General features: G+C 36.3%; 24 protein-coding genes. 17 read left to right on the top strand and 7 right to left on the bottom strand.

Annotated features, from left to right (window positions below):
• Positions 1-119: 119 nt before the first annotated feature.
• The 3 genes from CWS31_RS04585 to CWS31_RS04575 all read right to left on the bottom strand — a co-directional run bounded on the left by CWS31_RS04585 (position 120) and on the right by CWS31_RS04575 (position 2508).
• Positions 120-725, bottom strand: coding sequence for a cold shock and DUF1294 domain-containing protein (locus CWS31_RS04585; protein WP_101344698.1), 606 nt, complete (start codon positions 723-725; stop codon positions 120-122).
• A gap of 62 nt (positions 726-787) precedes the next feature.
• Entirely contained in the window at positions 788-2053 is a 1266-nt protein-coding gene (locus CWS31_RS04580) for a leucine-rich repeat-containing protein kinase family protein (RefSeq protein ID WP_101344697.1), read from the bottom strand.
• A gap of 146 nt (positions 2054-2199) precedes the next feature.
• On the bottom strand, positions 2200-2508 hold the full coding sequence (locus CWS31_RS04575) for a hypothetical protein (protein ID WP_101344696.1): 309 nt from the start codon (positions 2506-2508) through the stop codon (positions 2200-2202).
• Between the two features lie 169 nt (positions 2509-2677).
• Here CWS31_RS04575 and CWS31_RS04570 point away from each other — a divergent pair, with 169 nt between their 5' ends.
• The 3 genes from CWS31_RS04570 (at position 2678) to CWS31_RS04560 (ending at position 5835) form a co-directional block, all read left to right on the top strand.
• On the top strand, positions 2678-3460 hold the full coding sequence (locus CWS31_RS04570; protein ID WP_101344695.1) for a SapC family protein: 783 nt from the start codon (positions 2678-2680) through the stop codon (positions 3458-3460).
• A gap of 164 nt (positions 3461-3624) precedes the next feature.
• Positions 3625-5028 carry a coiled-coil domain-containing protein gene (locus CWS31_RS04565; protein WP_101344694.1) on the top strand — a complete coding sequence of 468 codons (1404 nt, stop codon included), beginning with the start codon at positions 3625-3627 and terminating at the stop codon, positions 5026-5028.
• Between the two features lie 159 nt (positions 5029-5187).
• Positions 5188-5835 carry a YjaG family protein gene (locus tag CWS31_RS04560; RefSeq protein ID WP_101344693.1) on the top strand — a complete coding sequence of 216 codons (648 nt, stop codon included), beginning with the start codon at positions 5188-5190 and terminating at the stop codon, positions 5833-5835.
• 59 nt (positions 5836-5894) lie between these two features.
• On the opposite strand, the gene CWS31_RS04555 is transcribed toward CWS31_RS04560, so the two are convergent.
• Positions 5895-6449: a methylated-DNA--[protein]-cysteine S-methyltransferase gene (locus CWS31_RS04555; RefSeq protein WP_101344692.1), complete on the bottom strand. Its 555-nt coding sequence runs from the start codon at positions 6447-6449 to the stop codon at positions 5895-5897.
• Between the two features lie 67 nt (positions 6450-6516).
• On the bottom strand, positions 6517-7152 hold the full coding sequence (gene rsmD / locus CWS31_RS04550; protein WP_101344691.1) for a 16S rRNA (guanine(966)-N(2))-methyltransferase RsmD: 636 nt from the start codon (positions 7150-7152) through the stop codon (positions 6517-6519).
• Between the two features lie 105 nt (positions 7153-7257).
• Between rsmD and ftsY the strand changes: the two genes are divergently transcribed.
• From ftsY to hemB, 11 genes are all read left to right on the top strand, one after another.
• Positions 7258-8610 (top strand): signal recognition particle-docking protein FtsY, encoded by a 1353-nt coding sequence (gene ftsY, locus CWS31_RS04545; RefSeq protein ID WP_246143361.1) that lies wholly within the window; start codon positions 7258-7260, stop codon positions 8608-8610.
• Positions 8611-8625: 15 nt separating this feature from the next.
• Positions 8626-9324: a cell division ATP-binding protein FtsE gene (ftsE, locus tag CWS31_RS04540; RefSeq protein ID WP_101344689.1), complete on the top strand. Its 699-nt coding sequence runs from the start codon at positions 8626-8628 to the stop codon at positions 9322-9324.
• On the top strand, positions 9317-10291 hold the full coding sequence (gene ftsX / locus CWS31_RS04535) for a permease-like cell division protein FtsX (protein WP_101344688.1): 975 nt from the start codon (positions 9317-9319) through the stop codon (positions 10289-10291). Before ftsE ends, ftsX begins: the two co-directional genes overlap by 8 nt.
• A 384-nt stretch (positions 10292-10675) precedes the next feature.
• The gene (rpoH, locus tag CWS31_RS04530; protein WP_101344687.1) at positions 10676-11533 is read left to right on the top strand and encodes an RNA polymerase sigma factor RpoH; all 858 of its coding nucleotides are present in this window, start codon (positions 10676-10678) and stop codon (positions 11531-11533) included.
• A 242-nt stretch (positions 11534-11775) separates the two neighbouring features.
• Positions 11776-12030, top strand: coding sequence for a twin-arginine translocase TatA/TatE family subunit (gene tatA, locus CWS31_RS04525; RefSeq protein WP_101344686.1), 255 nt, complete (start codon positions 11776-11778; stop codon positions 12028-12030).
• 3 nt (positions 12031-12033) lie between these two features.
• The gene (gene tatB / locus CWS31_RS04520; protein ID WP_101344685.1) at positions 12034-12489 is read left to right on the top strand and encodes a Sec-independent protein translocase protein TatB; all 456 of its coding nucleotides are present in this window, start codon (positions 12034-12036) and stop codon (positions 12487-12489) included.
• Positions 12486-13247, top strand: a complete 762-nt coding sequence (gene tatC / locus CWS31_RS04515; protein WP_101344684.1) for a twin-arginine translocase subunit TatC — start codon at positions 12486-12488, stop codon at positions 13245-13247. Before tatB ends, tatC begins: the two co-directional genes overlap by 4 nt.
• Positions 13248-13249: 2 nt before the next feature.
• Positions 13250-13807 (top strand): hypothetical protein, encoded by a 558-nt coding sequence (locus CWS31_RS04510; RefSeq protein WP_101344683.1) that lies wholly within the window; start codon positions 13250-13252, stop codon positions 13805-13807.
• A 123-nt stretch (positions 13808-13930) separates the two neighbouring features.
• Entirely contained in the window at positions 13931-14743 is an 813-nt protein-coding gene (locus CWS31_RS04505) for a TatD family hydrolase (RefSeq protein ID WP_211355790.1), read from the top strand.
• Positions 14744-15625 (top strand): GGDEF domain-containing protein, encoded by an 882-nt coding sequence (locus tag CWS31_RS04500; RefSeq protein WP_246143360.1) that lies wholly within the window; start codon positions 14744-14746, stop codon positions 15623-15625.
• A gap of 108 nt (positions 15626-15733) precedes the next feature.
• Positions 15734-16777, top strand: a complete 1044-nt coding sequence (hemB, locus tag CWS31_RS04495; RefSeq protein WP_101344682.1) for a porphobilinogen synthase — start codon at positions 15734-15736, stop codon at positions 16775-16777.
• A 98-nt stretch (positions 16778-16875) separates the two neighbouring features.
• On the opposite strand, the gene CWS31_RS04490 is transcribed toward hemB, so the two are convergent.
• Together CWS31_RS04490 and rhlB are read right to left on the bottom strand one after the other, a co-directional pair.
• Positions 16876-17877, bottom strand: coding sequence for a Ppx/GppA phosphatase family protein (locus CWS31_RS04490; RefSeq protein WP_101344681.1), 1002 nt, complete (start codon positions 17875-17877; stop codon positions 16876-16878).
• A 29-nt stretch (positions 17878-17906) separates the two neighbouring features.
• On the bottom strand, positions 17907-19193 hold the full coding sequence (rhlB, locus tag CWS31_RS04485; protein ID WP_101344680.1) for an ATP-dependent RNA helicase RhlB: 1287 nt from the start codon (positions 19191-19193) through the stop codon (positions 17907-17909).
• Between the two features lie 177 nt (positions 19194-19370).
• Between rhlB and trxA the strand changes: the two genes are divergently transcribed.
• From trxA to ubiD, 3 genes are all read left to right on the top strand, one after another.
• A complete protein-coding gene (gene trxA / locus CWS31_RS04480; RefSeq protein ID WP_101344679.1) occupies positions 19371-19697 on the top strand; it encodes a thioredoxin TrxA in 327 nt (108 codons plus the stop codon).
• A gap of 248 nt (positions 19698-19945) precedes the next feature.
• The gene (gene rho / locus CWS31_RS04475; RefSeq protein ID WP_101344678.1) at positions 19946-21205 is read left to right on the top strand and encodes a transcription termination factor Rho; all 1260 of its coding nucleotides are present in this window, start codon (positions 19946-19948) and stop codon (positions 21203-21205) included.
• A 105-nt stretch (positions 21206-21310) separates the two neighbouring features.
• A complete protein-coding gene (ubiD, locus tag CWS31_RS04470) occupies positions 21311-22792 on the top strand; it encodes a 4-hydroxy-3-polyprenylbenzoate decarboxylase (RefSeq protein WP_101344677.1) in 1482 nt (493 codons plus the stop codon).
• Positions 22793-22819: the final 27 nt, after the last annotated feature.

Here is a 22819-nt window from a genome sequence, read left to right as displayed (position 1 = left end):
GCTCGCTATTGAGTACATAAGAGTGCCTTGATAACGAACAAACTATCATCATTGTGTGAAAAATAAGTTTATGAATTAATTTTTCATTTACTTATAAAATTCATTATCCAGAGTTCAGGTTAACTAAATAAACTTAACCCTTCTTTGCCATGCGTAGACATTAACCAAGCTAAGGCTGCAATATTAGCGATTACCGTTAGCCAGAATATGTTTCTAAATTCAGCTTTTTTAGATTTATGCCTTAAAAGTTGCTGTGCAAAGGCTGCACCTGGCCAACCGCCAATTAAAGCGAATAAGTGTAAGGTGCTTTCAGGTGTGCGCCATGCGCCACGCTGTGCTTTAGATTTATCCGATGCGTATATCACAAAAGTAATAATACTGGCTGCTAAATAAAGTAATAATAACTTTTGGGGTAAATTATCTAGTAAGTAGGCAATAATTAATAACGTAATAAATAATGTAGATAGAATAACTGAAAAACGATTCACTTTTTTAGCTTGTTTCTTTTGTAGTTTTTCACCTGAAAATGTTGCTTGATTGGCACAGTATCTATTTTGATTATCTTTGATGACGGAAAAGGTTATTACATCATTTAATTGAGGTGCTCGTTTTCTATTTGAAAACGCGCTTTTATGAATAAAGACCTGTGCACCACCGCCATTTGGGGCGATAAAACCAAAGGCTTTATCGGCATTCCAGCTAACTAACTTTCCTTTTAAACGCATGTAAAATCCTTGATGGTAAATATAATCCTAATACCTAATACCTAGAACCTAATACCTAGTACCTAGGTATTAGGTTCTAGGCGTTGCTCTAGTTGTTGAAATAACGTGTGATTTTTATCTTCTTCAGCGCAAATATTTAATAAATCATCAATAAAATGATTCAGCGCGCGGTGTTCTATTTTTTTAATATGTTGCTGCTGAGTCGTCGTTAGCATTTGGTAGCTAGTGGCAGCGCCAAAATCACCAAATATAATATCGCCATTTTCTGGATCAAATAAAGTGTTATGAGCATATAAATCACCATGACAAACGTAGTTATTATGCAAATGAGTGAACACATTTTCCATTTGCTCAACTATTTTATTTATAAGCACTATTGGCAGGCTAAAACCTTCAGGAAAAGTATCTCGAGTACAGCTTTTAAAGCAAGGCGGTAAACCGAGGTTTTTGTAGTGCGGTGGTATTAAATTCATAATTAAGGCTAAGGTATCAGTCTCATTAACTTGCGCTATCGATTGCACTAAATTGGCATGAAAACCCACTTGTAAACATGCTTGCAATTCATCCTGTGGATAACCATCGCTAGTAACTTCACCTTTAAATACTTTAACGGCAATATCACTTGGAAATTGCGATTGTGGTGTATTCCAATGAGCCTTTGAAATAATCCCTGATGCACCTTGACCTAATACATTTTCTAAGGTGTAACAGGCGGAAGATACTTCAGGCACACTGTTTAATGCTCTATTTGCAGTTTTATTATCAATAGTACTAAATGGGTTCCCGGCAAAAGCAAACCATGCCAATTTTGGTAGATTTAATAATTGTTCAGGACATTCAGTTAATCTGTTGGCAGAAATCCGCACTAATTCTAGATTATGTGCTTGCGCTAAGGTTTGTGGTAGCTCAGTTAATTGGTTTCCAGCAAGGGCTAGTTTTTGTAACCTCGGGCGATCACCTAGGCTGTTGGGTAATGTTTCGATAATGTTGTCGGTTAATATTAACCAACGTAATTGAGCAGGTAGCGACTCTTCAGCTACAGTTTTTATTTGGTTTGATTTAAAACCAATCATTTCTAAATTAGGGAGTTTTCCTAAGACTTTAGGTAAGTGGTCAAATTTATTCTGTGAAACGAAAATAACTTTTAACTTGGTCAATTGCACTAATTCATCGGGTAACTCAGAAAGATTGTTATTCGATAAGTCGAGAATTTCTAAACTGCTTGAGAGACTTAAAATTTCTAAAGGGAATGACGTTAGCTGTTCAGCTAATTTTAATTGACGAATGCCAGCGAGTTCACCAGAGCGAAGTTGTGAAAGAGAATGCAAAATGAAACGTCCGTAGTGATAATTTAAAAAACGGCGCTAGTTTACAATAAAATGCTATTTAAATCTTGATAGATTAAATATCCCGAATTCAGGTTAAATAGTATTCTTTCAAAATAAAGCTCGAATTAAAATTAATACTGTTAATGTTACTGATATTGGGGATGTAACTGTAAATAATCACACCAAATACTAAAGTGAGTGTGGTTAAATCGGGTATCTGTACTGGTATACCATTTTGATAATCCGTAAGGTTTTAGCTTAAAACGGAATTTATGACCATCAAGTTCTACATGACATATTAAATTTTCTGCTGTTTCATTTTGTACTTGAACTTCAGCAAAGCCCGCGGTATTTTTTTGATGGCGAATATTCGTTTTAGGCATAGCTAACGCGGTTGTTGCCATGATTAAGGTTAAAAATAATAGCGTTAAAAAGGTAATTAATTTGTTTTTCATCGCATACTGCCATCAATTAATTTTAGCTAATTACAAAAATATTATTTAGTTTAGCATTGAAAGTGATTATTGTGTCTCCATAACTTATAACAACGCAGTAATTTCATCGTAAATAAATTACAACATTAATTAAGTATGCCCAATAGAGGCATTGATAAGAGAAATAATTATGGCTAACTTCGTACCTGTTAGAAAAGAACAACTTCAAAACCTTAAACTTGCAAGCAAGCGTAACCTTGGACATATTGCTAAACAGCACATAGTGTCAGTTACCGCTGGTGAATATGCACAAAGCTCTTCAAGTTTCCCAATTGTATTCGTTAAAGGTCCTGACTCTCCACGTCATCAAAGTGTTGCTATGCTAGGTTTGGAAGCTGGCGAAAATTTATTCTTTAAAAAAGATGAATGGCTTGGTTTAACATTACCGCAGTCTGCAGGTATGTCTCCATTTTCATTAGGTTTAGATCCTGATCAAGAAAACACTTTAACTTCTTTTATTGATTTAGATAGTGAGTTTGTTGGTGAAGATAAAGATTTACCTTTGTATGATGCAGAAGGTAAAGAAACTGAATTATTAACCAATGTACAAAAGTCACTTGGTCGTTTATACGAAAACGAAAAAAGAACAGAAAACTTTATTAAAGAAATTGTTGATAATGACTTATTACAAGAGCTTGAGTTGAATATTAATTTTGCTTCTGGCGAAAAGAAAAAACTTACTGGTATATTCACTATTAACGAAGAGAAACTAAAAGCATTATCAGATGATAAAGTATTAGATTTTCACAAGCGCGGAATTTTCGTGCCAATTTATTCAATGTTAAGTTCTCTTGCACAAATTAATCGTTTAGTTCAACTTCGTAATGATACAGGCGAAAGAAAAATTGCCGGTATTCAAGTTGTTCCGTTAAAGCAAGAAGAAAAAACTGAAGCAGAAGCTACAGCGAGTTAAGTTAAACTTTATTAATCGCGATTAAAGCGTTAAAAAAATGTAAATAAAAGGGGCTTTTGCCCCTTTTTTGTGCTTTATTTAAAATAAAGTTATTTTAATATACCTGTGTTGAACCGCCTGTGGTAATTTAAAGGCAGTAGTGATTTATTAGTAGTGAGAATAATATGGTCGATAATAATAAGCTTTCCAAGGATGTAGAAGAGCAAATACAAAGTTTAGCAAGTGATGTTTATATCCAAGTAGAAGAAAAATTAACACATTTGATAACAACGGCTGTGAAAGCAGAGCTAAGTAAAAATACCGTACAACAAAGCAAAGATTTATCTGCTAAAGAGCAGTTATTGCAAAAAAGCTTTACTGAACAGCAGCAATTACAAAGCAAAGAAATAGATCTTCTTAAGCAAACATTGGCAGAAAAAACTGCTGACGTAGCGACGGCTAAGCAAGATTTTCAAGTTGAATTAACTCAACAAACCATCAATTACACTGAAACTATTGAGGGTTTACAAAAAGAAATCAACAATTTAAAGCAAAACAGTAAACAACAAAATGAAAAGCAAAGCAGTGATAATAATTTAGAAGAAAAATTACTCGAGGCTGAGCAAGAGTTAAATGATAAAACTCATGAAATTGACGGTTTAAAAGGCCGCATTATGGTGTTAACAGAGCAAGAGCAAAGTTTGGCTAAGCAACTTGCGAATGTTAAACAAAGTACTGAGTTAAATGAAAAACAAAAAAATGAAACAATCGCTGCAATTAAAGCACAAGCTGAAGCTTCAGCGAAGCAACAGATTGATGTGTTGAATGAAAAAATTAAACAGTTTGACACTGAAAGAACCAGTATTAAAGCTGAAGCAGAAAAAAACGCTGCTGTAAAAGTTAAAGAATTGGAGCAAAAAATAGCGCAACTGGCAGAGCAAGTTCAGCAAGAACAAAACGGTAAAGCTGAATTACAGCAACAATTATCTGCCCAACAAAAAGCTATTGATACTGAACAAGACAAAAACAAACAAGCTGAACAGCGTGATAAAGATTACCAAGCTCAAATAGTTAAAATTACTGAGCAAGCGAATCTTGATAAGCAGCCATTACTTGATCAAATTAAAGCGCTTAAAGAGGGCGAGGAAAAACTAAAACAGCAGCAGCTTGAAGAAATAAAAGCTATTAATAAAGCCACTGAAGAAGCAAAAATATTACAATCTTCAGCTCAACAAAATATTATTGAGTTAGAGAAAAAGAATATAGAGTTAACTAAAAAGCTTGAAGCTGAGCAGAAAGACGTTCAACTTTATCAGCAAGAAGTTATGGTACTTAATGAGCAATTAAAAGTAGCTCAAGACGGCCAAGAAAGTATCTTGCAACGCTTTAATAGTAATCGCGATAAACAAGAAATTGAGAATAATAAGGTACGAGATACCATTAAATTCTTACGTGATGAAAATCATCAGTTAATCAGTGCAACAGCTGAACAAAAAACTGAATTTACCGCGCAACTAAATGAGTTAGAGCATAAGCTAACCGAATATCGTTTGAAGTTTGAATATGCTCAAAAACAACTAGCTAACTAACCTGAACTCTGGATAATGAATAAAATAGCGTTGTTGTGTAATAATTCTTATTGAGTTTTCAGGTTAAATAGTTATCCATTACGATAAACCAAGCTTATTCATGTTTTGAATAAGCTTGGTTATAATCACATCAATTATTGCAACCGAGTATATACCTAAGTGTCTTTACATCTTCCTTTTGCCAAGTTAAGTCATTGGCAGCAAATTGCTTTTTCCGCCGCGCTACTTGAGCGTATGTTACCTAATTATCAAATGTTTAGTGAAGCGTCTGACTTTGGTGATGCTAAAGTGCTTCGTAATCAACTCGATATTATTTGGCAGTGGCTTGCTAATCGTAATACGGTAAAAATTAATATAGATGCGCAATTACTTAAGCTTGAGCCACAAACTCCTGATCCAGAAGCGTTTGATTCATTTGGTGTATTTCCAGCGCTTGATGCATGTATGGCGTTAACGGCTTTATGGCAATTAATGCAAAGTAAAGCGCCGAAGAAAAGTAAACCTGCAGATATCGATATTGACGATATAAAAAGTATTAGCCGTCTGTCATTTAACAGTGTTAGTTATTATGTTGAGTTACTGTTACTTGATGAGCTTTATGAAGCGAAAGCGGTTGATGACACGGAAGAAATTATTATTAGTGAAGCGCAAATGAATGAGCATCCGTTAATACAGTGGGAAAAAGATACGCAAAATGAATTATTTGATTTCTTGAAATTTGCCGCTGAAGATAAAAAAAGCTGTTCTCTGGCAAAAAATATGAGTTTATCTGAAGGGCTTTCTAGCTTGGGTATCGAAATAGGGTAATCTTTATTGAGTTATAAATACCACTATAGCTATTTTTTAGTCGTATTTATAACGCATTCCTATCGTAAAAATTGCGTTTTAGCTTGTCGTGTTTTAATAATATTTTTAACACCTTTGGCAATATCCGCGGTGCTGCTGTTAACAGCAAAGCCTTCATGGTTTAACAACCATAATTTACGTTCAATTCCTCCAGCATAACCAGTTAATGAACCATTACCGCCAATCACGCGGTGACAAGGAACGATTAGCGAAATTGGATTTCTACTATTTGCGCCACCAACAGCTTGAGATCCTTTCGGATTATTGATCTGTTTAGCTATTTCGCCATAAGACTTCACATCACCAAAAGGTATGTTTACTAAACAATCCCAAACGGATTGTTGAAATGGCGTGCCTTTAGCATCTAAAGGCACAGTAAAGTTTTGTCTATGCCCGGAAAAATACTCTATTAATTGTTGTTTACATTCTGCGGTAATGGCGTTGCCCTGATGCTGTTGACCGTTAGCGTCTGAAACACAGACTTTGTCACCACAAAAAATAGCCTGGCAAATACCCTTGTCGGTAGCCATTATTTCGAATAAACCTAACGGCGTATCAATATATTCTACAAACATATTATGCCTCGAACTTTTGTTCTTTATTTTATCTATGCCGAAATTATCTATACTGAAAAGAATGAACTTAAGCTTGGTACTGATAAAGCTGATATATAACCTGACCGGCAACTTTCTCTTTTAATAATTGCCAGTTTACCGGAATAATCTGTGTGCTTTCAGATTCCATTTCCACATAAATAAGCGCTTGATCCGCTAAACAATTTTGATTTAATAACTGTGCTGTTTGCTCAACTAATTGTTTTCTAAATGGGGGATCAAGAAAAACTAAATCATACGGTTTTGCATCTATTGTTGACGATGTTTCGCTTTGTTTAGTTTTTAGGAATGAAAGCGCATCACTTTGTATCACATTAAGATTATCTGCACTGAGTAACGTTTTGTTGGCGGATAATTGATTTGCTGCTGCTCTATTTAATTCAACCAAGGTAACCTGAGCTGCGCCGCGAGATAAGGCTTCAAAACCTAATCCGCCAGAGCCGGCAAAACAATCTAAACAATTTGCATCATTTAAATAGGGCATTAACCAATTAAAAACAGTTTCCTTCACTCTATCCGTTGTTGGGCGTAAGCCTTCTGCCATTAATACCGGTAATTTTCGTCCGCGATATTTGCCTGAAATAATACGAATTTTACCGGCAGGTGTTCCTTGACCGGAACGAGAAAGACTATTTTTGGTGACTTGTTTCTTTGCGTGCTTCATATCACTGACAATTTTGCTATTTAAGTGCTAATATAACGACAATTTTATCCTTGTTTGGCTCTGATACCAAACAATTCATGCTGAAATATAGTTAGGTAGTCAAAAGTGTCGAAGAAAAAAGGTATGTTGTCTTGGTTAGGCTTTGGTCAAAAAGAGAAGCAATCAAGCACTGAAGAGAACAATAACGAGTCTGTATCTGTCACTGAGCAAGAATCAGCAACTGAATTAGAGACTAACGATAACGCTGTGGAGTTAACCACTGAGCAGCAAGTTGAGCCAACTACAACGCAAGAAGTGACCCCAGCGAATAAGGTTGAGATAATAGAAGAAGTTATTGATGCATCAATTGTGGAACCAATAACTGAATCAATAACTGAAGTTATCATCGAAACTGCTACTGTCGACATTACTCAAACTCAAACTCAAACCTCAACTGAAGCTGAATTAAATGATGCTGTTTGCGATGATGTTGAACCTGAGTTAGCTGATACTGCAAAAGATATTAGCCAAGAGGCTGTTACTGAGGTTGAAGCCGAAGAAAAACTTGGATTTTTTGCTCGATTAAAACAAGGCTTGAGTAAAACACGACAAAATTTAGGCGGCGGTTTAGCTGATCTATTTCGTGGTAAACAAATTGATGATGATTTATTTGAAGAGTTAGAGACACACTTATTGCTAGCTGATGTTGGTGTTGAAACCACCATGAAAATTATCGATTCTTTAACGCAAAGTGCTAGCCGTAAACAGCTTAAAGATGCTTCGGCCTTGTATGATTTATTAAAAATAGAATTAAAGAAAGTTATTGAAAATGTTAGTCAGCCGTTAGTTATTCCTGAAGGTGAAGGGCCATTTGTCATGTTGATGGTTGGGGTAAACGGTGTTGGTAAAACCACCACTATTGGTAAACTTGCTAAACAATTTCAAGCACAGGGTAAATCAGTAATGCTTGCTGCGGGTGATACTTTTAGAGCAGCGGCGGTTGAACAATTACAAGTATGGGGGGAGCGTAATAATATACCTGTTATTGCTCAGCATACCGGGGCGGATAGCGCCTCAGTTATTTTTGATGCAATCAGTGCCGCTAAAGCGCGTAAAGTTGATGTTATCATTGCCGATACGGCAGGGCGTTTACAAAACAAAGCGCACTTGATGGAAGAACTGAAAAAAGTGGTACGCGTTATGAAAAAACTAGACGTGAATGCACCACACGAAGTAATGTTAACCTTAGACGCTGGTACTGGTCAAAATGCGTTAAGCCAAACAAAATTGTTTGATGACGCTGTGGGTTTAACGGGGTTAACTATTACCAAGTTAGATGGAACGGCTAAAGGTGGTGTTGTTTTTGCTATCGCCGATAAACACAATATTCCTATTCGCTATTTAGGTGTTGGTGAAGGTATAGATGATTTAAGACCATTTAATGGTGATGATTTCATTGATGCCATTTTTAGTAATTAGAGATACTAGAGTAATATGATTGATTTCAATAAGGTAAATAAAACCTATCCAGGCGGTTTCTTAGCATTAAAGCAAGTAAGCTTTAGTTTGCAAAGTGGTGAAATGGCCTTTTTAACCGGGCATTCTGGTGCAGGTAAAAGTACTTTATTAAAATTAATTTCACTAATGGAAAAGCCTAGTTCAGGCAGTATTCAAGTTAATCATACTGAATTATCCAACATACAATACAAGCAAGTGCCTTATGTGCGCCGCGGCATTGGTATGATTTTCCAAAGTCATAATTTACTGAAAGACCGTACTGTTTTTGAGAATGTCGCTTTACCACTGATAATTGAAGGTGTTAGCAGTAAAGAAATTAAAAAACGTGTTGAAACCGCGTTAGAAAAAGTTCACCTAACCTCTAAATTAAAGTGTTTTCCCCATATGCTCTCTGGCGGTGAACAACAGCGAGTTGGTATTGCACGCGCTATTGTAAATAAGCCACCAATTTTACTTGCCGATGAGCCTACGGGTAACTTAGATCCTAAATTGTCTTTAGATATTATTCGTTTATTTGAAGAGTTTAATGCTGCAGGGGTTACTGTATTAATTGCTACCCATGATTTGGGGCTAATTGCACGAATGAAATACCGCACCTTAACCCTAAAAGAAGGCACAATGATCAACGATGGTATAGTTGATGGCTTGCAAGCTCGAGGAGTAGCTGATGAGTAATTTGCATAGCAGTGGTTTGCAACAACGCTCAAGCTTAATTGCTCGGTTAATGAGCTTGCCTATTAGGCATGCCCAACAAGCAGTAGGTAGTTTAGGTAGTTTGTGGCGCACACCGTTTACTACTGTAATGACTATTTTTGTTCTAGGTATCAGCTTAGCATTACCTGCGACTTTGCATCTTTTTATAAAAAATGCAGAGAAAATAAGTGAGCAATGGGATAGTGCTTCACAAATCACTTTGTTTTTGAAACTATCTACCAGCGAAAAAAGTGCACAAAATTTAGTAAAACGCATTAGTCTTGATAATGATGTTGCCGAAGTTAAATATATTTCTTCAGCACAAGCGTTAAAAGAATTTAAAGTATTATCTGGCTTTGGCCAGTCGCTTGAATATTTAGACAAAAACCCTTTACCAGCAACGGTTTTAGTTACGCCAACACAAAGAGCTAGTCAGGCAGAAGCAGCGAATGGTTTATTAGCTAAACTCAGTAAAGAACGTGAAGTAGATCAAGGTAAACTTGATTTAGAATGGTTAACACGGTTAGAGGCCATGGCGCGTTTAATTGAAGATATTGTTATTGGCGTCGCGTTATTACTGTGTCTATCGGTTGTATTGATTGTAGGTAACACAATTCGTTTAGCTATTTTAAATGAGAAAGATGCGATTGCTATTATGAAGTTAGTGGGTGCAACGGATAGCTTTATTCAACGACCCTTTTTATATTCCGGCATTTGGTATGGTATTTTTGGTGGTATTCTTTCATGTATTACGGTGACGTTATTGGCTTGGTATTTAGGTTATGCTATTACAGATCTAAGTCAGTTGTATCAAAGTAACTTTACACTTGAAGGCTTAGACATAAGTGAAGCACTATCTCTAATCGCTTTTGCAATTACTCTTGCCCTAGTGGGCAGTTATATTTCAGTAAGCCAGCATATCAAAGCTATTGAACCTAATGCTGATTGATAAATTTTAGCGCGAATTTTTACGCCAACGCTTTAAAATACGCACAATGTTAGATATATATTGGTAATTACTTTTACGCGGCAGAAAGTATAATAGCCATTGAAATAATAAATCTAGCATCTTAAAATGGTATAAATAATTTTTATCTAGTTTTTAATTTATTTGCTATAAGCTACTGTTTAGTCTTGATAATTCAAAGCGATTACAAATAGTCACATTTATTTCATCAAAAAAATGAAAGATCGCCTTGTACCGCCCTGTCTATTAGGCTAATGTTCATGTCCCCGTTGTCGAAAGATCGACATTATATGTACCTTATTACATATTATCTTGGGCGATTTAAAGAAAATAAATTAAAGAATAAAAGGTTAAAGGAGCGTCATTATGGATCCAACAATGCAACTTACGTTAGCTAAAAGCGGTAGTATCGAAGCTTATATGCAATCAGCATATAACATTCCGATGTTAACGGCAGAAAAGGAACATGACCTAGCTACTCGCCTGTATGAAGACAATGATTTACAAGCGGCACAAGAATTAATCATGTCGCATTTACGTTTTGTTATTCATGTTGCTAAAGGCTATTCAGGCTATGGTTTACCACATGCAGATTTAGTACAAGAAGGCAATGTAGGCTTAATGAAAGCCGTTAAACGTTTCAATCCGGAAGTAGGTGTGCGTTTAGTATCATTTGCTGTGCATTGGATAAAAGCAGAGATTCATGAGTATGTGCTTAAAAACTGGCGCATAGTTAAAGTGGCGACGACAAAAGCACAACGTAAATTATTTTTTAACCTACGCAAAAACAAAAAACGCCTAGGTTGGTTTAGTAACGATGAAGTAAACACAGTAGCTAAAACGCTAGGTGTGAGTACTAAAGATGTAATGGAAATGGAATCTCGTATGAGTAGCCATGACCAAGCATTTGAGCTATCTAAAGATGACGATGACAATATTGGTGCAGGTAGCTTTTCTCCAGCTCAATATTTGGAAGATAAGCAATCAGATTTAGCCGTTGAAGTTGAAAATGACAATTGGGAAAGCCATGCTAACCAACGTTTATCAACAGCACTTGTTACACTCGATGAACGTAGTCAAGATATCATCAAAACTCGTTGGTTAGCAGAAGATAAATCAACATTACAAGAGCTTGCTACTAAATATGATATATCAGCAGAGCGTGTAAGACAGTTAGAAAAAAATGCATTATCTAAATTAAAAAATACTATGGTTTTTGATTAGCATTTAAATAATTTTGTTACGAAAAAACCGACATCATGTCGGTTTTTTTATATCTAAAATTTATTACAATATAAACGAATAATTTGGCGTTACTGATTAAACATTGTTTTAGCGCATAAGTTAATAATTCATTTACTGCTTTTGCTCGTTTCCAGAGTCAATTTGGGTATATAATGCAAGCACATAAAGCATGTTTAGTCATAGCTATGCATGCGAACATCAAATATTAGGAGTTAGTTATTATGGGTGGAATCGGAATTTGGCAATTAGTGATCATTGCGGTGATTATTGTACTTTTATTTGGTACTAAAAAATTACGTAACTTAGGCGGTGATTTAGGCTCAGCAGTTAAAGGCTTTAAAAGCGCTATTGGTGATGAAAAAAAGCAAGCTGAAGATGAAAAATCTACGGATACTATTGCAGATACTACTACTAAATCAGCTGATGATATTAATACAGCGTCAGCACATAAAACTAAAGAAAAAGATCAGGCTTAATCTATGTTTGATGTCGGCTTTTGGGAGTTAGTTCTCATTGCAATTATGGGTTTAGTTATTTTAGGTCCAGAGCGATTACCTGTAGCTATTCGTACCATTCGTGGTTGGATTTCGGGTGCACGTAAGTTTAGTGATACCGTGAAAGCAGAGTTAACTGAAGAATTGCGCGTTCATGAGTTGCATACTAATTTAAAAAAAGCCGAAGAAAGCAACTTGCAAAACCTTAGTCCTGAAGTTGCTGAGTCATTAAAAACATTACGCGAAGCAGCTGATTCGGTAACAGCACCGTTTAAAAAGATTGATACACAAACTGTAGAATCAAAGTCTGCTATTTCATCTGCTTCTTCAATAGAAGCTGATATTGGCCAAAACATAAACGAATCAATCGAACAGTTAGCTGAAAAGGCTCAGACTGAAGATGATTTAAAAGATAAATCGAGTGATATACCTCAACGATGAGTAATTATTCTGCGCAACCGGCTAGTCTTTTTGACCACCTTTTAGAATTACGTAATAGCTTATTACGTTCTGTTTTAGGGGTACTTGTTGTTTTTTGCTGTTTAGTTTATTTTGCTCAAGACATTTATCAATATGTAGCGCAGCCATTATTAGCGGTAATGCCAGAAGGTTCGCAAATGATAGCGACAGATGTTGCATCGCCATTTTTTGCCCCGTTTAAATTAACCTTAGTATTATCACTATTTATTGCTATGCCGTTTGTTTTATATCAGGTGTGGGCATTTGTAGCACCTGGTTTATATAACAATGAAAAGCGTTTAATTGCACCATTAATGTTTGGTTCTACCTTATTATTTTATGGTGGGATTGCATTCGCATATTTTATTGTATTTCCTGTGGTGTTTGCTTTTTTCACTTCAGTAGCACCCGAGGGCGTTGTAATTGCTACTGATATCAGCAGTTATTTAGATTTTATTCTAAAGTTGTTTTTTGCCTTTGGGGCAGCTTTTGAAATACCTATCGCTATTATCTTAATGTGTTGGACAGGTATTACTACTCCAGAAAGTCTACGAGAAAAACGACCTTATGTTGTGGTTGGTGCATTCGTTATTGGTATGTTATTAACACCTCCAGATATTATTTCGCAAACCATGCTCGCTGTACCTATGCTTATTTTATTTGAGATAGGCATTATTATCGCTTCACTAAATCATAAAAATAGTGATGATGAATTAGCTGATGAAAAGGCGAACGACTAGTAATGCTGTCGCAAAATAAGCGATATTATTGTAGTGTTATTTTACTTTTTCTTACACAATCCATATTTACACATGGAGCTATTGCGGGTGAAGATGGGTTAGATGATAATATTTTAACTTGTAGTAAAATCGCTAATAACCAAGCTAGGCTTAGTTGCTTTGATGCCTTAACTCAAACACTAAGTATCGAAACTAACTCTACTATTAATCTCAAAAACACTACTGCCGAAAACACTGATACTGGTGTAAATGAAATTCTGGCAAGTGAAGCAGAAAAACAAGCGATTGATGATTTCGCTAAAGACCAACTGAAGCAAACTAGTGATGAACTAGCTAAACAAGTCAATAGTATCGTTCTGACAATTAGTGCTTTAAGTAAAGATCCTTACGGTAAATGGACTATTATTTTTGAAAATGGTCAGAAATGGCAGCAAAAAGATAGTTTCCAACTAACCTTAACTGTAGGCCAACGCGTAATGTTAACTAAAGGCGCATTAAGCGCTGTGTATTTACAAAAAGAAAATAGTAATAAACGTATTAAAGTAAAACGGCTACAATAATAATTAGCAGTTATTATCTATATTAATAACTTAGATATATAGATAAGTAATCTACATAAATTTATCCACGGTTATACCAACAATATAAGTAACATTTTAATATAAGGTTTGATAGGTAGTCGTTTGATAGATATTGGAGTTAACTTAACCAACAAACGTTTTGATAAAGATCGTATTGAAGTAATTCAACGTGCGAAAAAAGCTAATTTAACAGGCTTATTAATTACCGGCACCAGTGTTGAAGAAAGTCAAAATGCTTTGGCTTTATGTCAACAATATCAGCAAAATTTTCCTGATTATCTTTATTGCACCGCAGGCGTTCATCCGCATGACGCTGATAATGTCAGTGATGATTATATTGAGAAATTACAAGCGTTAGCAAAAAATGATAAAGTTAAAGCGATAGGTGAGTGTGGCTTAGATTTTAATCGCAATTATTCAGCGCCTGAGCAACAACAAAAAGTATTTAGTGAGCAAGTCGCTTTAGCTGAAAAGTTAGCGATGCCATTGTTTTTACACCAACGTGACGCTTTTGCCCCGTGGTTTAGAACTTTATCACCTTATGTTGGCAAGATACCGGCAATGGTCTCTCATTGTTTTACAGGTAATGAATCGGAATTAAAACAATGTTTAGCCGCCGATATGTATATTGGTATTACGGGCTGGTTGTGTGATGAACGCCGAGGTCAAGATTTACGAGACATTATTAATCTAATACCATTAAATAGATTATTAATCGAAACTGATGCGCCGTATTTAACGCCCAGAACCATTAGACCTAAGCCAAAGAGCAGTCGAAACGAGTCTAGTTACTTGCCTTATATTGTTGCAGAAATAGCTAGTCTTACCGGAATTGACCAAGCAGAAATTGCTTGGCAAACCCGAGTTAATGCACAAAAAATATTTAATTTAACCGCCATAAAAGAATCCCTTTAAATGAAGTTATTGTCTTGGTCTCACATAATAGGTTTTACAGTGTTAATGCTGAGCTATATTCCGATGGCTATGGCAAGTACAACCTATAGCTATGAGCCACTATGTTTTACGTTAGGGTTATTGTTAGGGGTTGCTATTACTTTTATTGTCTTTCAATATTTAAATCGACACTATCGTAATAAATATCAAAAAATGCTGCAAAAGCTTAAGTCCGCAAAAAGAAGCACCAGAGTCGCTCAGCAAACAATGAGAACCTTAGCTATAGAACAACAAGACAGCCAAGACTTATTAGAAGAAAGAGTGCAAGAGCGGACTATAGAGCTAAATATTGCTTTACAAGAATTAGAAAGCGCTAACCAAGAGCTTGAACGTAAAAATATACTTGATGAATTAACTGGTTTACATAATCGTCGTTTTTACGATCAAAAAATAGTTGCCGAATACCGCCGTAGTCGCCGTAATTTAACGCCACTTAGTTTAGTGATTATTGATATTGATCATTTTAAAGCGGTTAATGATAATTATGGTCATCTTACGGGAGATAATTGTTTAGTTTGGTTAGCAAAAATCATTAATAAAAGTTTAAAGCGTAGTACCGATAAAGCGTTCCGTTATGGTGGTGAAGAGTTTTGTTTAATTTTACCTAATACCGATGCCCAAGGTGCATTACTTATGGCTGAGCAATTACGAACTTTGGTGGCTGAGCAGGTGTTTACATTTCAAGAAACGGAAATTTCTTTAACCATTAGTTGTGGTATCGCAACTTATCATCAACAAACAGATATCGGCCCAGAAGAGATATTTGCAGGAGCTGATAAAGCGCTATACCAAGCTAAACATCACGGGCGAAATCAAACGCAGCAACATGTGCTCGCTGAATAATTAATGCTTAGCAATTAGCTTGTAGTGCTTAGCTGAGTTATCAGAGTGAAGCTGAACTAACCCCAATTTAGATAATACGAACAAAACTGAATAATTTTAGGACTTTATATGTACAACAATACTCATGCTTTTGGCCAATTTCCTGCACGAAGAATGCGTCGTATGCGTGTTGATGATCACACTCGTCGCCTAATGGCTGAATCACAATTAACGGTTAATGATCTTATTTACCCTGTATTTGTATTAGAGGGAGAAAATCAAAGAGAAGCTATTGCTTCAATGCCAGGTGTTGAGCGTAAGAGTATTGATTTATTATTAATTGAAGCACAAGAGTTAGTGGATTTAGGTATTCCAGCTATCGCCATTTTTCCGGTTACGCCTAGTGATAAAAAGTCATTAATGGCTGAAGAAGCTTATAACCCAGACGGTTTAGCTCAGCGTACAGTGCGTGCACTAAAAGCGAAATTTCCTGAACTTGCGGTAATAACCGATGTTGCTTTAGACCCGTTCACTACTCACGGTCAAGATGGCATTTTAAGTGAGAGTGATACCAATAAAGCGGGTAAAACAGGTTATGTTGTTAATGATGTGACCAAAGATATTTTAGTTAAGCAGGCGTTGTCTCACGCGGAAGCTGGGGCCGATATTGTTGCCCCATCAGATATGATGGATGGTCGTGTAGGAGCAATTAGAGAAGGGTTAGAACAAAATGGTTTTGTAAATACCAAAATCTTAGCGTACTCCGCTAAATATGCTTCAAATTATTATGGACCATTTCGTGATGCGGTTGGTTCAGCGGGCAATATTAAAGGCGGTAATAAACATACCTATCAAATGGATCCTGCTAACAGTAATGAAGCACTTCATGAAGTCGCTCAAGATATTGCCGAAGGTGCGGATATGGTGATGGTGAAGCCGGGTATGCCATATTTAGATATTGTTCGTCGTGTTAAAGATACCTTTCAAGTTCCAACCTATGCTTACCAAGTTAGTGGTGAATATGCGATGCATATGGCGGCCATTCAAAATGGTTGGTTAGCGGAAAAACCTTGTGTGCTGGAAGGATTGTTAGCTTTCAAACGCGCAGGAGCAGACGGTATTTTAACGTATTTTGCTAAGCAAGTTGCTCGTTGGTTGAAAGAAGATAAATAACCTAACGATGAATGTTTAAAGTAAAAATGCGACTATTCTCGATTATGTTCTTGATTACGGTAGTCGTATTTTCGTAAGCTGAATTTTATTTGATACTTTTAACAAATTTTAGCGTCGGGCACTAATTCAAATAATAAGCCTTCACGCAAAGCACCACTTGATAAACATAACTTTTCAATATTTAAACAAGAAAACAAAGCAATTAATATACTTAAACCGCTAGCAAGTACTGCCGCGCGATCTTCTCTAAGTCCTGCAATATTAATGTTTTCGATAGTTTTACATTGTATTAATAAAGTTTCTATTTCACGCAAAAATGGCAAAGTAATAATGGGATCATCTTGGCGTTCGGTTAAAATTTCAATCAAAGCCTGCATAGTACCAGAGCTACTTACTGCAGACTGCCAACCTAGTTTGATAAAGTTATCTTTAACTTCGTTAATGATTAATTCTGCTGATGCGATGCAACGCTTAAAATTTTGTTGTGTTAGTGATTGGTCATAAAAAAACTGATTAAGAAAACTAACACAACCAATATTTAAACTAACTACTTTTTTAGCTAGGCAGCCAACACCGATAATAATCTCTGTACTAGCGCCGCCAATATCTATTACTAATTGGTTTTCAGATGCTTCTATATCGCACTTTACTGTATGGGCAACACCTGCAAAAATTGTTTCGGCTTCTTGTTCGCCACTTAATAATTTTATCGGTTTAGGTAAGATCAGATTAGCAGCATCAAAAAACACTTGGTTGTTCTTGGCAATACGCAATGCGGCCGTAGCAACAATAATAATATTTTTTACTGGAATATTACCAAGGTATAAGGCGAAGTTTCTAAGACAATCAAGGCCCAGCTCTATGGCTTCATCAGTTAGCTGGTTATTAGTATCTAAGCCTGCAGCCAAGCGTACTTTTTGCTTAACCTTATTAACTGTTTGAATTGTTTTACCTGTTGGTGTGGTCACTAATTGGGTAATGAGAAGGTGGAAGCTATTAGAGCCTAAATCAATCACAGCATAATGAGACTCATCATACTGTGGAATTGCCATTTTACTTGTATTAAGTGTGGCTTGGTTTAGGCTTTGTAGTTCACTCAATGTACTAAATTTCCATAAAAGTTAAGTTATTAACTTCTGTTCCCGCCACGGTTACCTTGTGGGCGAGAATTAGAGCGCCCACCTTGTCTATTTCCCGTTCTTGAGCTATTGGCTCTAGGACGTCGTTGACGAGGTTTTGGTCTAGGTAAATCGGTTAATAAGGCATCGTTATCATATTTAGTTACCGGTAACTCATGTTCAATATAGGCTTCAATTTCTGGTAAATTAAATACATATTGCTCACAGGCTAAACTAATAGCATGACCTGTTTCACCTGCACGGCCAGTACGACCAATACGGTGTACGTAATCTTGACAATCGTCAGGTAAATCATAATTAAAAACATGTGTTACACTAGGAATATGTAAACCACGTGCCGCTACATCAGTTGCCACTAAAATATCAACTTTACCTTCGGTAAATTCTTCTAATATTTTTACACGTTTTTTCTGTGGTACATCACCTGTTAACAAGCCGACACGAAGTTGGTCTGCTACTAAATGATCGAAAACTTTTTCACATACATGTTTGGTGTTGGCAAATATAATTGCTTTTTCAGGCCAATCTTCTTCAATTAGCGTTTGTAGTAAAGTCATTTTATCTTCATTAGATGGATAAAATAATTCTTCACTAATTCGGTTGTTTGTTTTTTGTTCAGGTGCTATTTCAACACTTGTTGGTTCATTCATGTGATCGAAGGCAAGCTCTTTAACACGAAATGATAATGTTGCTGAAAATAACATGCTAAGACGTTCAGTTGGCGCAGGCATTTTATCAAACATATAACGAATATCTTTAATAAAGCCTAAATCGAACATTCTATCGGCTTCATCAAGTACAATAACTTCAATATTACTAAGGTTATATATACCTTGTTTCATGTAATCGATTAATCGACCACATGTACCAATAAGAATATCAACGCCGCTTTCAAGTACTAGGCGTTGACTTTCATAACCTTCGCCCCCATACACTACACCAAGGCGTAAGCCAGTGCTTTTCGCCATTTCTTCTGCGTCGCGGGCAATTTGTATTGCTAGCTCACGAGTAGGCGCCATAATCAATGCTCTAGGCTGATTATGGGTAGGTGCTTCTTTTTGAAGCAGATGATGGAAAGTAGCAGCTAAAAAAGCAATAGTTTTACCTTCACCTGTTTGAGCTTGGCCTGCGATATCAGTGCCTTGCAACAAAATTGGTAAAGACTTTGCCTGAATAGACGTACAATAATTGAAGCCCATGGCTTCTAATCCAGTGACAACTTGCGGAGCAAGATTTAGGTCAGCGAATTTTGTTTCTGTTAAGTGTGTTTTTTTCATGGCGCTAGCTTAACACTATTGTTTGAAAAATGGTTGCTTAATAAATAAATAATTAGTCGAAGCTGCTTAATTAATACTAATGTTTAGATAAAACGGTATTGGAAAAGTAGAAAATCACGGTACATCACGATATAATGTTACCGAAAGGCGTTTTAGCCATAACAAACGGAGAATAGAATGAGCGATAAAATTGTTCAGCTAACTGATGATAGTTTTGAAGCAGATGTATTAAAAGCATCGGGTTTAGTATTAGTTGATTTTTGGGCTGAATGGTGTGGTCCTTGTAAGATGATTGCCCCAGTACTTGACGATATTGCCACGGAATACGATGGCAAGGTTACTGTTGGTAAATTAAACATAGACGATAACTCAGCTACACCACCTAAATATGGCGTACGTGGTATTCCAACCTTATTATTATTTAAAGATGGTGAAATCGCTGATACGAAAGTGGGTGCACTATCTAAAACTCAATTAAAAGAGTTTTTAGACAAAAATTTATAAGTTAAATATAAAAAGCCTGATAACGAATTCAGGCTTTTTTATTGATAACGAATAAAAAATAATTGCTTACATTTTTATTCGACCTTTACCTGACTAAGAATTAGTGCTAAATTTACCTCCTGAGTACAAAATAACATCGCTTTATCTCTATTCTCATTTATTTAAAATACAAACAAACAATATTGAAAACACACTCGTGTCTGCAATTCCCAAAGACACTGTCACTTAAAATAGTTTAAGAAACCCCTATGAACCTTACCGAACTGAAAGAAAAATCCATTAATGAATTGGTTAAGCTTGCTGAAACAATGAAGCTTGAAAACCTAGCTAGAACACGTAAACAAGATATAATATTTGCCATTTTAAAGGCACATGCTGAAGGCGATAATGACATTTTCGGCGGTGGTGTTTTAGAAATTCTACAAGATGGTTTTGGCTTTTTACGCTCAGCAGACTCGTCATATTTAGCAGGCCCAGATGATATTTATGTATCACCAAGCCAAATTCGTCGTTTTAGTATGCGAACCGGTGACACCATCCAAGGTAAAATCCGTTCACCGAAAAAAGGCGAGCGATACTTTGCCTTATTAAAAGTTACTGAAGTTAACTTTGACCGCCCAGAAAACGCCCGTAATAAAATCTTATTTGAAAACCTAACGCCAATTCATCCTACTGATCGTTTATCAATGGAACGTGGTAATGGCTCAACTGAAGATATTACGGCACGTATTTTAGATTTAGCCTCTCCAATTGGTAAAGGGCAACGCGGTTTAATCGTAGCTCCGCCAAAAGCGGGTAAAACACTTTTACTTCAAAACATCGCGCAAAGTATTGCGCATAACCATCCCGACGCAGAGTTAATGGTATTGTTAATTGATGAACGTCCGGAAGAAGTAACAGAAATGTCTCGCTTAGTTAAAGGTGAAGTAATTGCTTCTACGTTTGACGAACCAGCAAGTCGCCATGTACAAGTGGCTGAAATGGTTATTGAAAAAGCAAAACGCTTAGTTGAACACAAAAAAGACGTAATCATTTTACTTGATTCAATTACCCGTTTAGCTCGTGCATATAACACAGTTATTCCTTCGTCAGGTAAAATCCTAACGGGTGGTGTTGATGCGAACGCTTTACATCGTCCAAAACGCTTTTTTGGTGCGGCACGTAATATTGAAGAGGGTGGTAGTTTAACTATTATCGCGACAGCACTTGTAGAAACAGGTTCTAAAATGGATGAAGTTATCTACGAAGAATTCAAAGGTACAGGTAATATGGAGTTACACCTGTCTCGTAAAATTTCTGAAAAACGCGTATTCCCTGCAATCAGTATTAATCGCAGTGGTACTCGTCGTGAAGAACTTATTACTAAGCCTGATGAATTACAAAAAATGTGGATTTTACGTAAAATTGTTCATGAAATGGATGAAATAGGCGCAATTGAATTCCTTATTGATAAATTGGCAATGACCAAAACCAATGATGAATTTTTTGATTCAATGAAACGTCAGTAGACACGTTATTGCTTGAACATAGTTGTTAAAACATAGTTAAAACCAGTCTACACGGCTGGTTTTTTTATTTTAACTTCTGCTTTATCAATTATTTAGGTAGTTACTATGAAATATAACGATTTAAGAGACTTTATCAGTCAACTCGAAAAAATAGGCCAACTTAAACGTATTACGCAGCCTATTTCTACGCATTTAACCATGACAGAAATTAGCGACAGAACTTTGCGCGCCAAAGGTCCTGCATTATTGTTTGAAAATGCGGTTGATGAAAATGGTGAACCATACGGTATGCCAGTACTTACAAACTTATTTGGGACGCCAGATAGAGTTGCTTTAGCTATGGGACAAGAAAATGTTAGTGCTTTACGCGATGTAGGTAAACTATTGGCGATGTTAAAGGAGCCTGAGCCGCCTACAGGCTTTCGCGACGCTTTTGATAAATATCCTGTGTACAAACAAGTGTTGAATATGCCGGTTAAAGTGATTAAAAAACCACTTTGTCAGCAAATTGTACTTTCTGGTGACGAGATTGATTTAACCAAGTTACCTATTCAAACGTGTTGGCCAGGTGATGTTGCACCACTTATTACTTGGGGATTAACAGTAACTAGAGGGCCGCATAAAGCCCGTCAAAATCTAGGTATTTATCGTCAACAAGTATTAAGTAAAAATAAAGTCATTATGCGTTGGTTATCACATCGCGGTGGTGCACTTGACTTTCAAGAATTTAAAAAAGAAAATCCTGGCGAAAAATATCCAGTTTCAGTCGCTTTAGGTGCTGATCCCGCGACTATTTTAGGGGCGGTAACCCCAGTACCAGATACCTTATCTGAATATGCTTTTGCCGGTCTATTACGTGGTGCTAAAACTGAAGTGGCTAAATCAATCAGTAATGATTTAGAAGTACCAGCAACAGCAGAAATTATTTTAGAAGGCTATTTAGACCCAGAAGAAATGGCACCTGAAGGTCCTTATGGCGATCACACTGGTTATTATAATGAGGTTGATAATTTTCCTGTAATGACAGTAACGCATATTACTATGCGTAAAGATGCTATTTACCACAGCACCTATACAGGCAGACCGCCAGATGAACCCGCTATTTTAGGTGTAGCGCTTAATGAAGTATTTGTACCTATTTTGCAAAAACAATTTCCAGAGATCCAAGACTTTTATTTACCGCCAGAAGGTTGTTCATACCGTCTGGCTATAGTTACCATTAAGAAGCAGTATGCAGGCCATGCAAAGCGTGTAATGATGGGCGTTTGGTCATTCTTACGACAATTTATGTACACCAAGTTTGTTATTGTGTGTGATGATGATGTTAATGCGCGTAGTTGGGAAGATGTTATTTGGGCGATGACTACGAGAATGGACCCAAGTCGTGATACAGTCTTAATAGAAAATACACCAATAGATTACCTTGATTTTGCTTCACCAGTATCTGGTTTAGGGTCAAAAATGGGCCTTGATGCTACTAATAAATGGCCAGGTGAAACAAATCGAGAATGGGGAGAGCCCATTGAAATGACTAAAGAAATCAAAGATCAGGTTGATACACTTTGGGATGATTTAGATATCATCTAACGTTTCTGGTCAGGTTATTTAATAAAA

This window comes from Colwellia echini, from assembly GCF_002843355.2.
Classification (GTDB): Bacteria; Pseudomonadota; Gammaproteobacteria; order Enterobacterales; family Alteromonadaceae; genus Colwellia; species Colwellia echini.
The sequence above is the reverse complement of the archived record's forward strand: the minus strand, read 5'-3'. Positions and strand labels throughout refer to the sequence as shown.

Bases quoted from the DNA above. Each gene is read 5' to 3' on its own strand.
- CWS31_RS04575 (WP_101344696.1), bottom strand. From the start codon at position 2,508: ATGAAAAACAAATTAATTACCTTTTTAACGCTATTATTTTTAACCTTA.
- tatA (WP_101344686.1), top strand. From the start codon at position 11,776: ATGGGTGGAATCGGAATTTGGCAATTAGTGATCATTGCGGTGATTATT.
- tatC (WP_101344684.1), top strand. From the start codon at position 12,486: ATGAGTAATTATTCTGCGCAACCGGCTAGTCTTTTTGACCACCTTTTA.
- rsmD (WP_101344691.1), bottom strand. From the start codon at position 7,152: ATGAAGCACGCAAAGAAACAAGTCACCAAAAATAGTCTTTCTCGTTCC.
- CWS31_RS04500 (WP_246143360.1), top strand. From the start codon at position 14,744: ATGAAGTTATTGTCTTGGTCTCACATAATAGGTTTTACAGTGTTAATG.
- ftsX (WP_101344688.1), top strand. From the start codon at position 9,317: ATGAGTAATTTGCATAGCAGTGGTTTGCAACAACGCTCAAGCTTAATT.
- rhlB (WP_101344680.1), bottom strand. From the start codon at position 19,193: ATGAAAAAAACACACTTAACAGAAACAAAATTCGCTGACCTAAATCTT.
- ubiD (WP_101344677.1), top strand. From the start codon at position 21,311: ATGAAATATAACGATTTAAGAGACTTTATCAGTCAACTCGAAAAAATA.
- trxA (WP_101344679.1), top strand. From the start codon at position 19,371: ATGAGCGATAAAATTGTTCAGCTAACTGATGATAGTTTTGAAGCAGAT.
- CWS31_RS04555 (WP_101344692.1), bottom strand. From the start codon at position 6,449: ATGTTTGTAGAATATATTGATACGCCGTTAGGTTTATTCGAAATAATG.
- CWS31_RS04570 (WP_101344695.1), top strand. From the start codon at position 2,678: ATGGCTAACTTCGTACCTGTTAGAAAAGAACAACTTCAAAACCTTAAA.
- rho (WP_101344678.1), top strand. From the start codon at position 19,946: ATGAACCTTACCGAACTGAAAGAAAAATCCATTAATGAATTGGTTAAG.
- rpoH (WP_101344687.1), top strand. From the start codon at position 10,676: ATGGATCCAACAATGCAACTTACGTTAGCTAAAAGCGGTAGTATCGAA.
- CWS31_RS04565 (WP_101344694.1), top strand. From the start codon at position 3,625: ATGGTCGATAATAATAAGCTTTCCAAGGATGTAGAAGAGCAAATACAA.
- ftsE (WP_101344689.1), top strand. From the start codon at position 8,626: ATGATTGATTTCAATAAGGTAAATAAAACCTATCCAGGCGGTTTCTTA.
- hemB (WP_101344682.1), top strand. From the start codon at position 15,734: ATGTACAACAATACTCATGCTTTTGGCCAATTTCCTGCACGAAGAATG.
- tatB (WP_101344685.1), top strand. From the start codon at position 12,034: ATGTTTGATGTCGGCTTTTGGGAGTTAGTTCTCATTGCAATTATGGGT.
- CWS31_RS04585 (WP_101344698.1), bottom strand. From the start codon at position 725: ATGCGTTTAAAAGGAAAGTTAGTTAGCTGGAATGCCGATAAAGCCTTT.
- CWS31_RS04510 (WP_101344683.1), top strand. From the start codon at position 13,250: ATGCTGTCGCAAAATAAGCGATATTATTGTAGTGTTATTTTACTTTTT.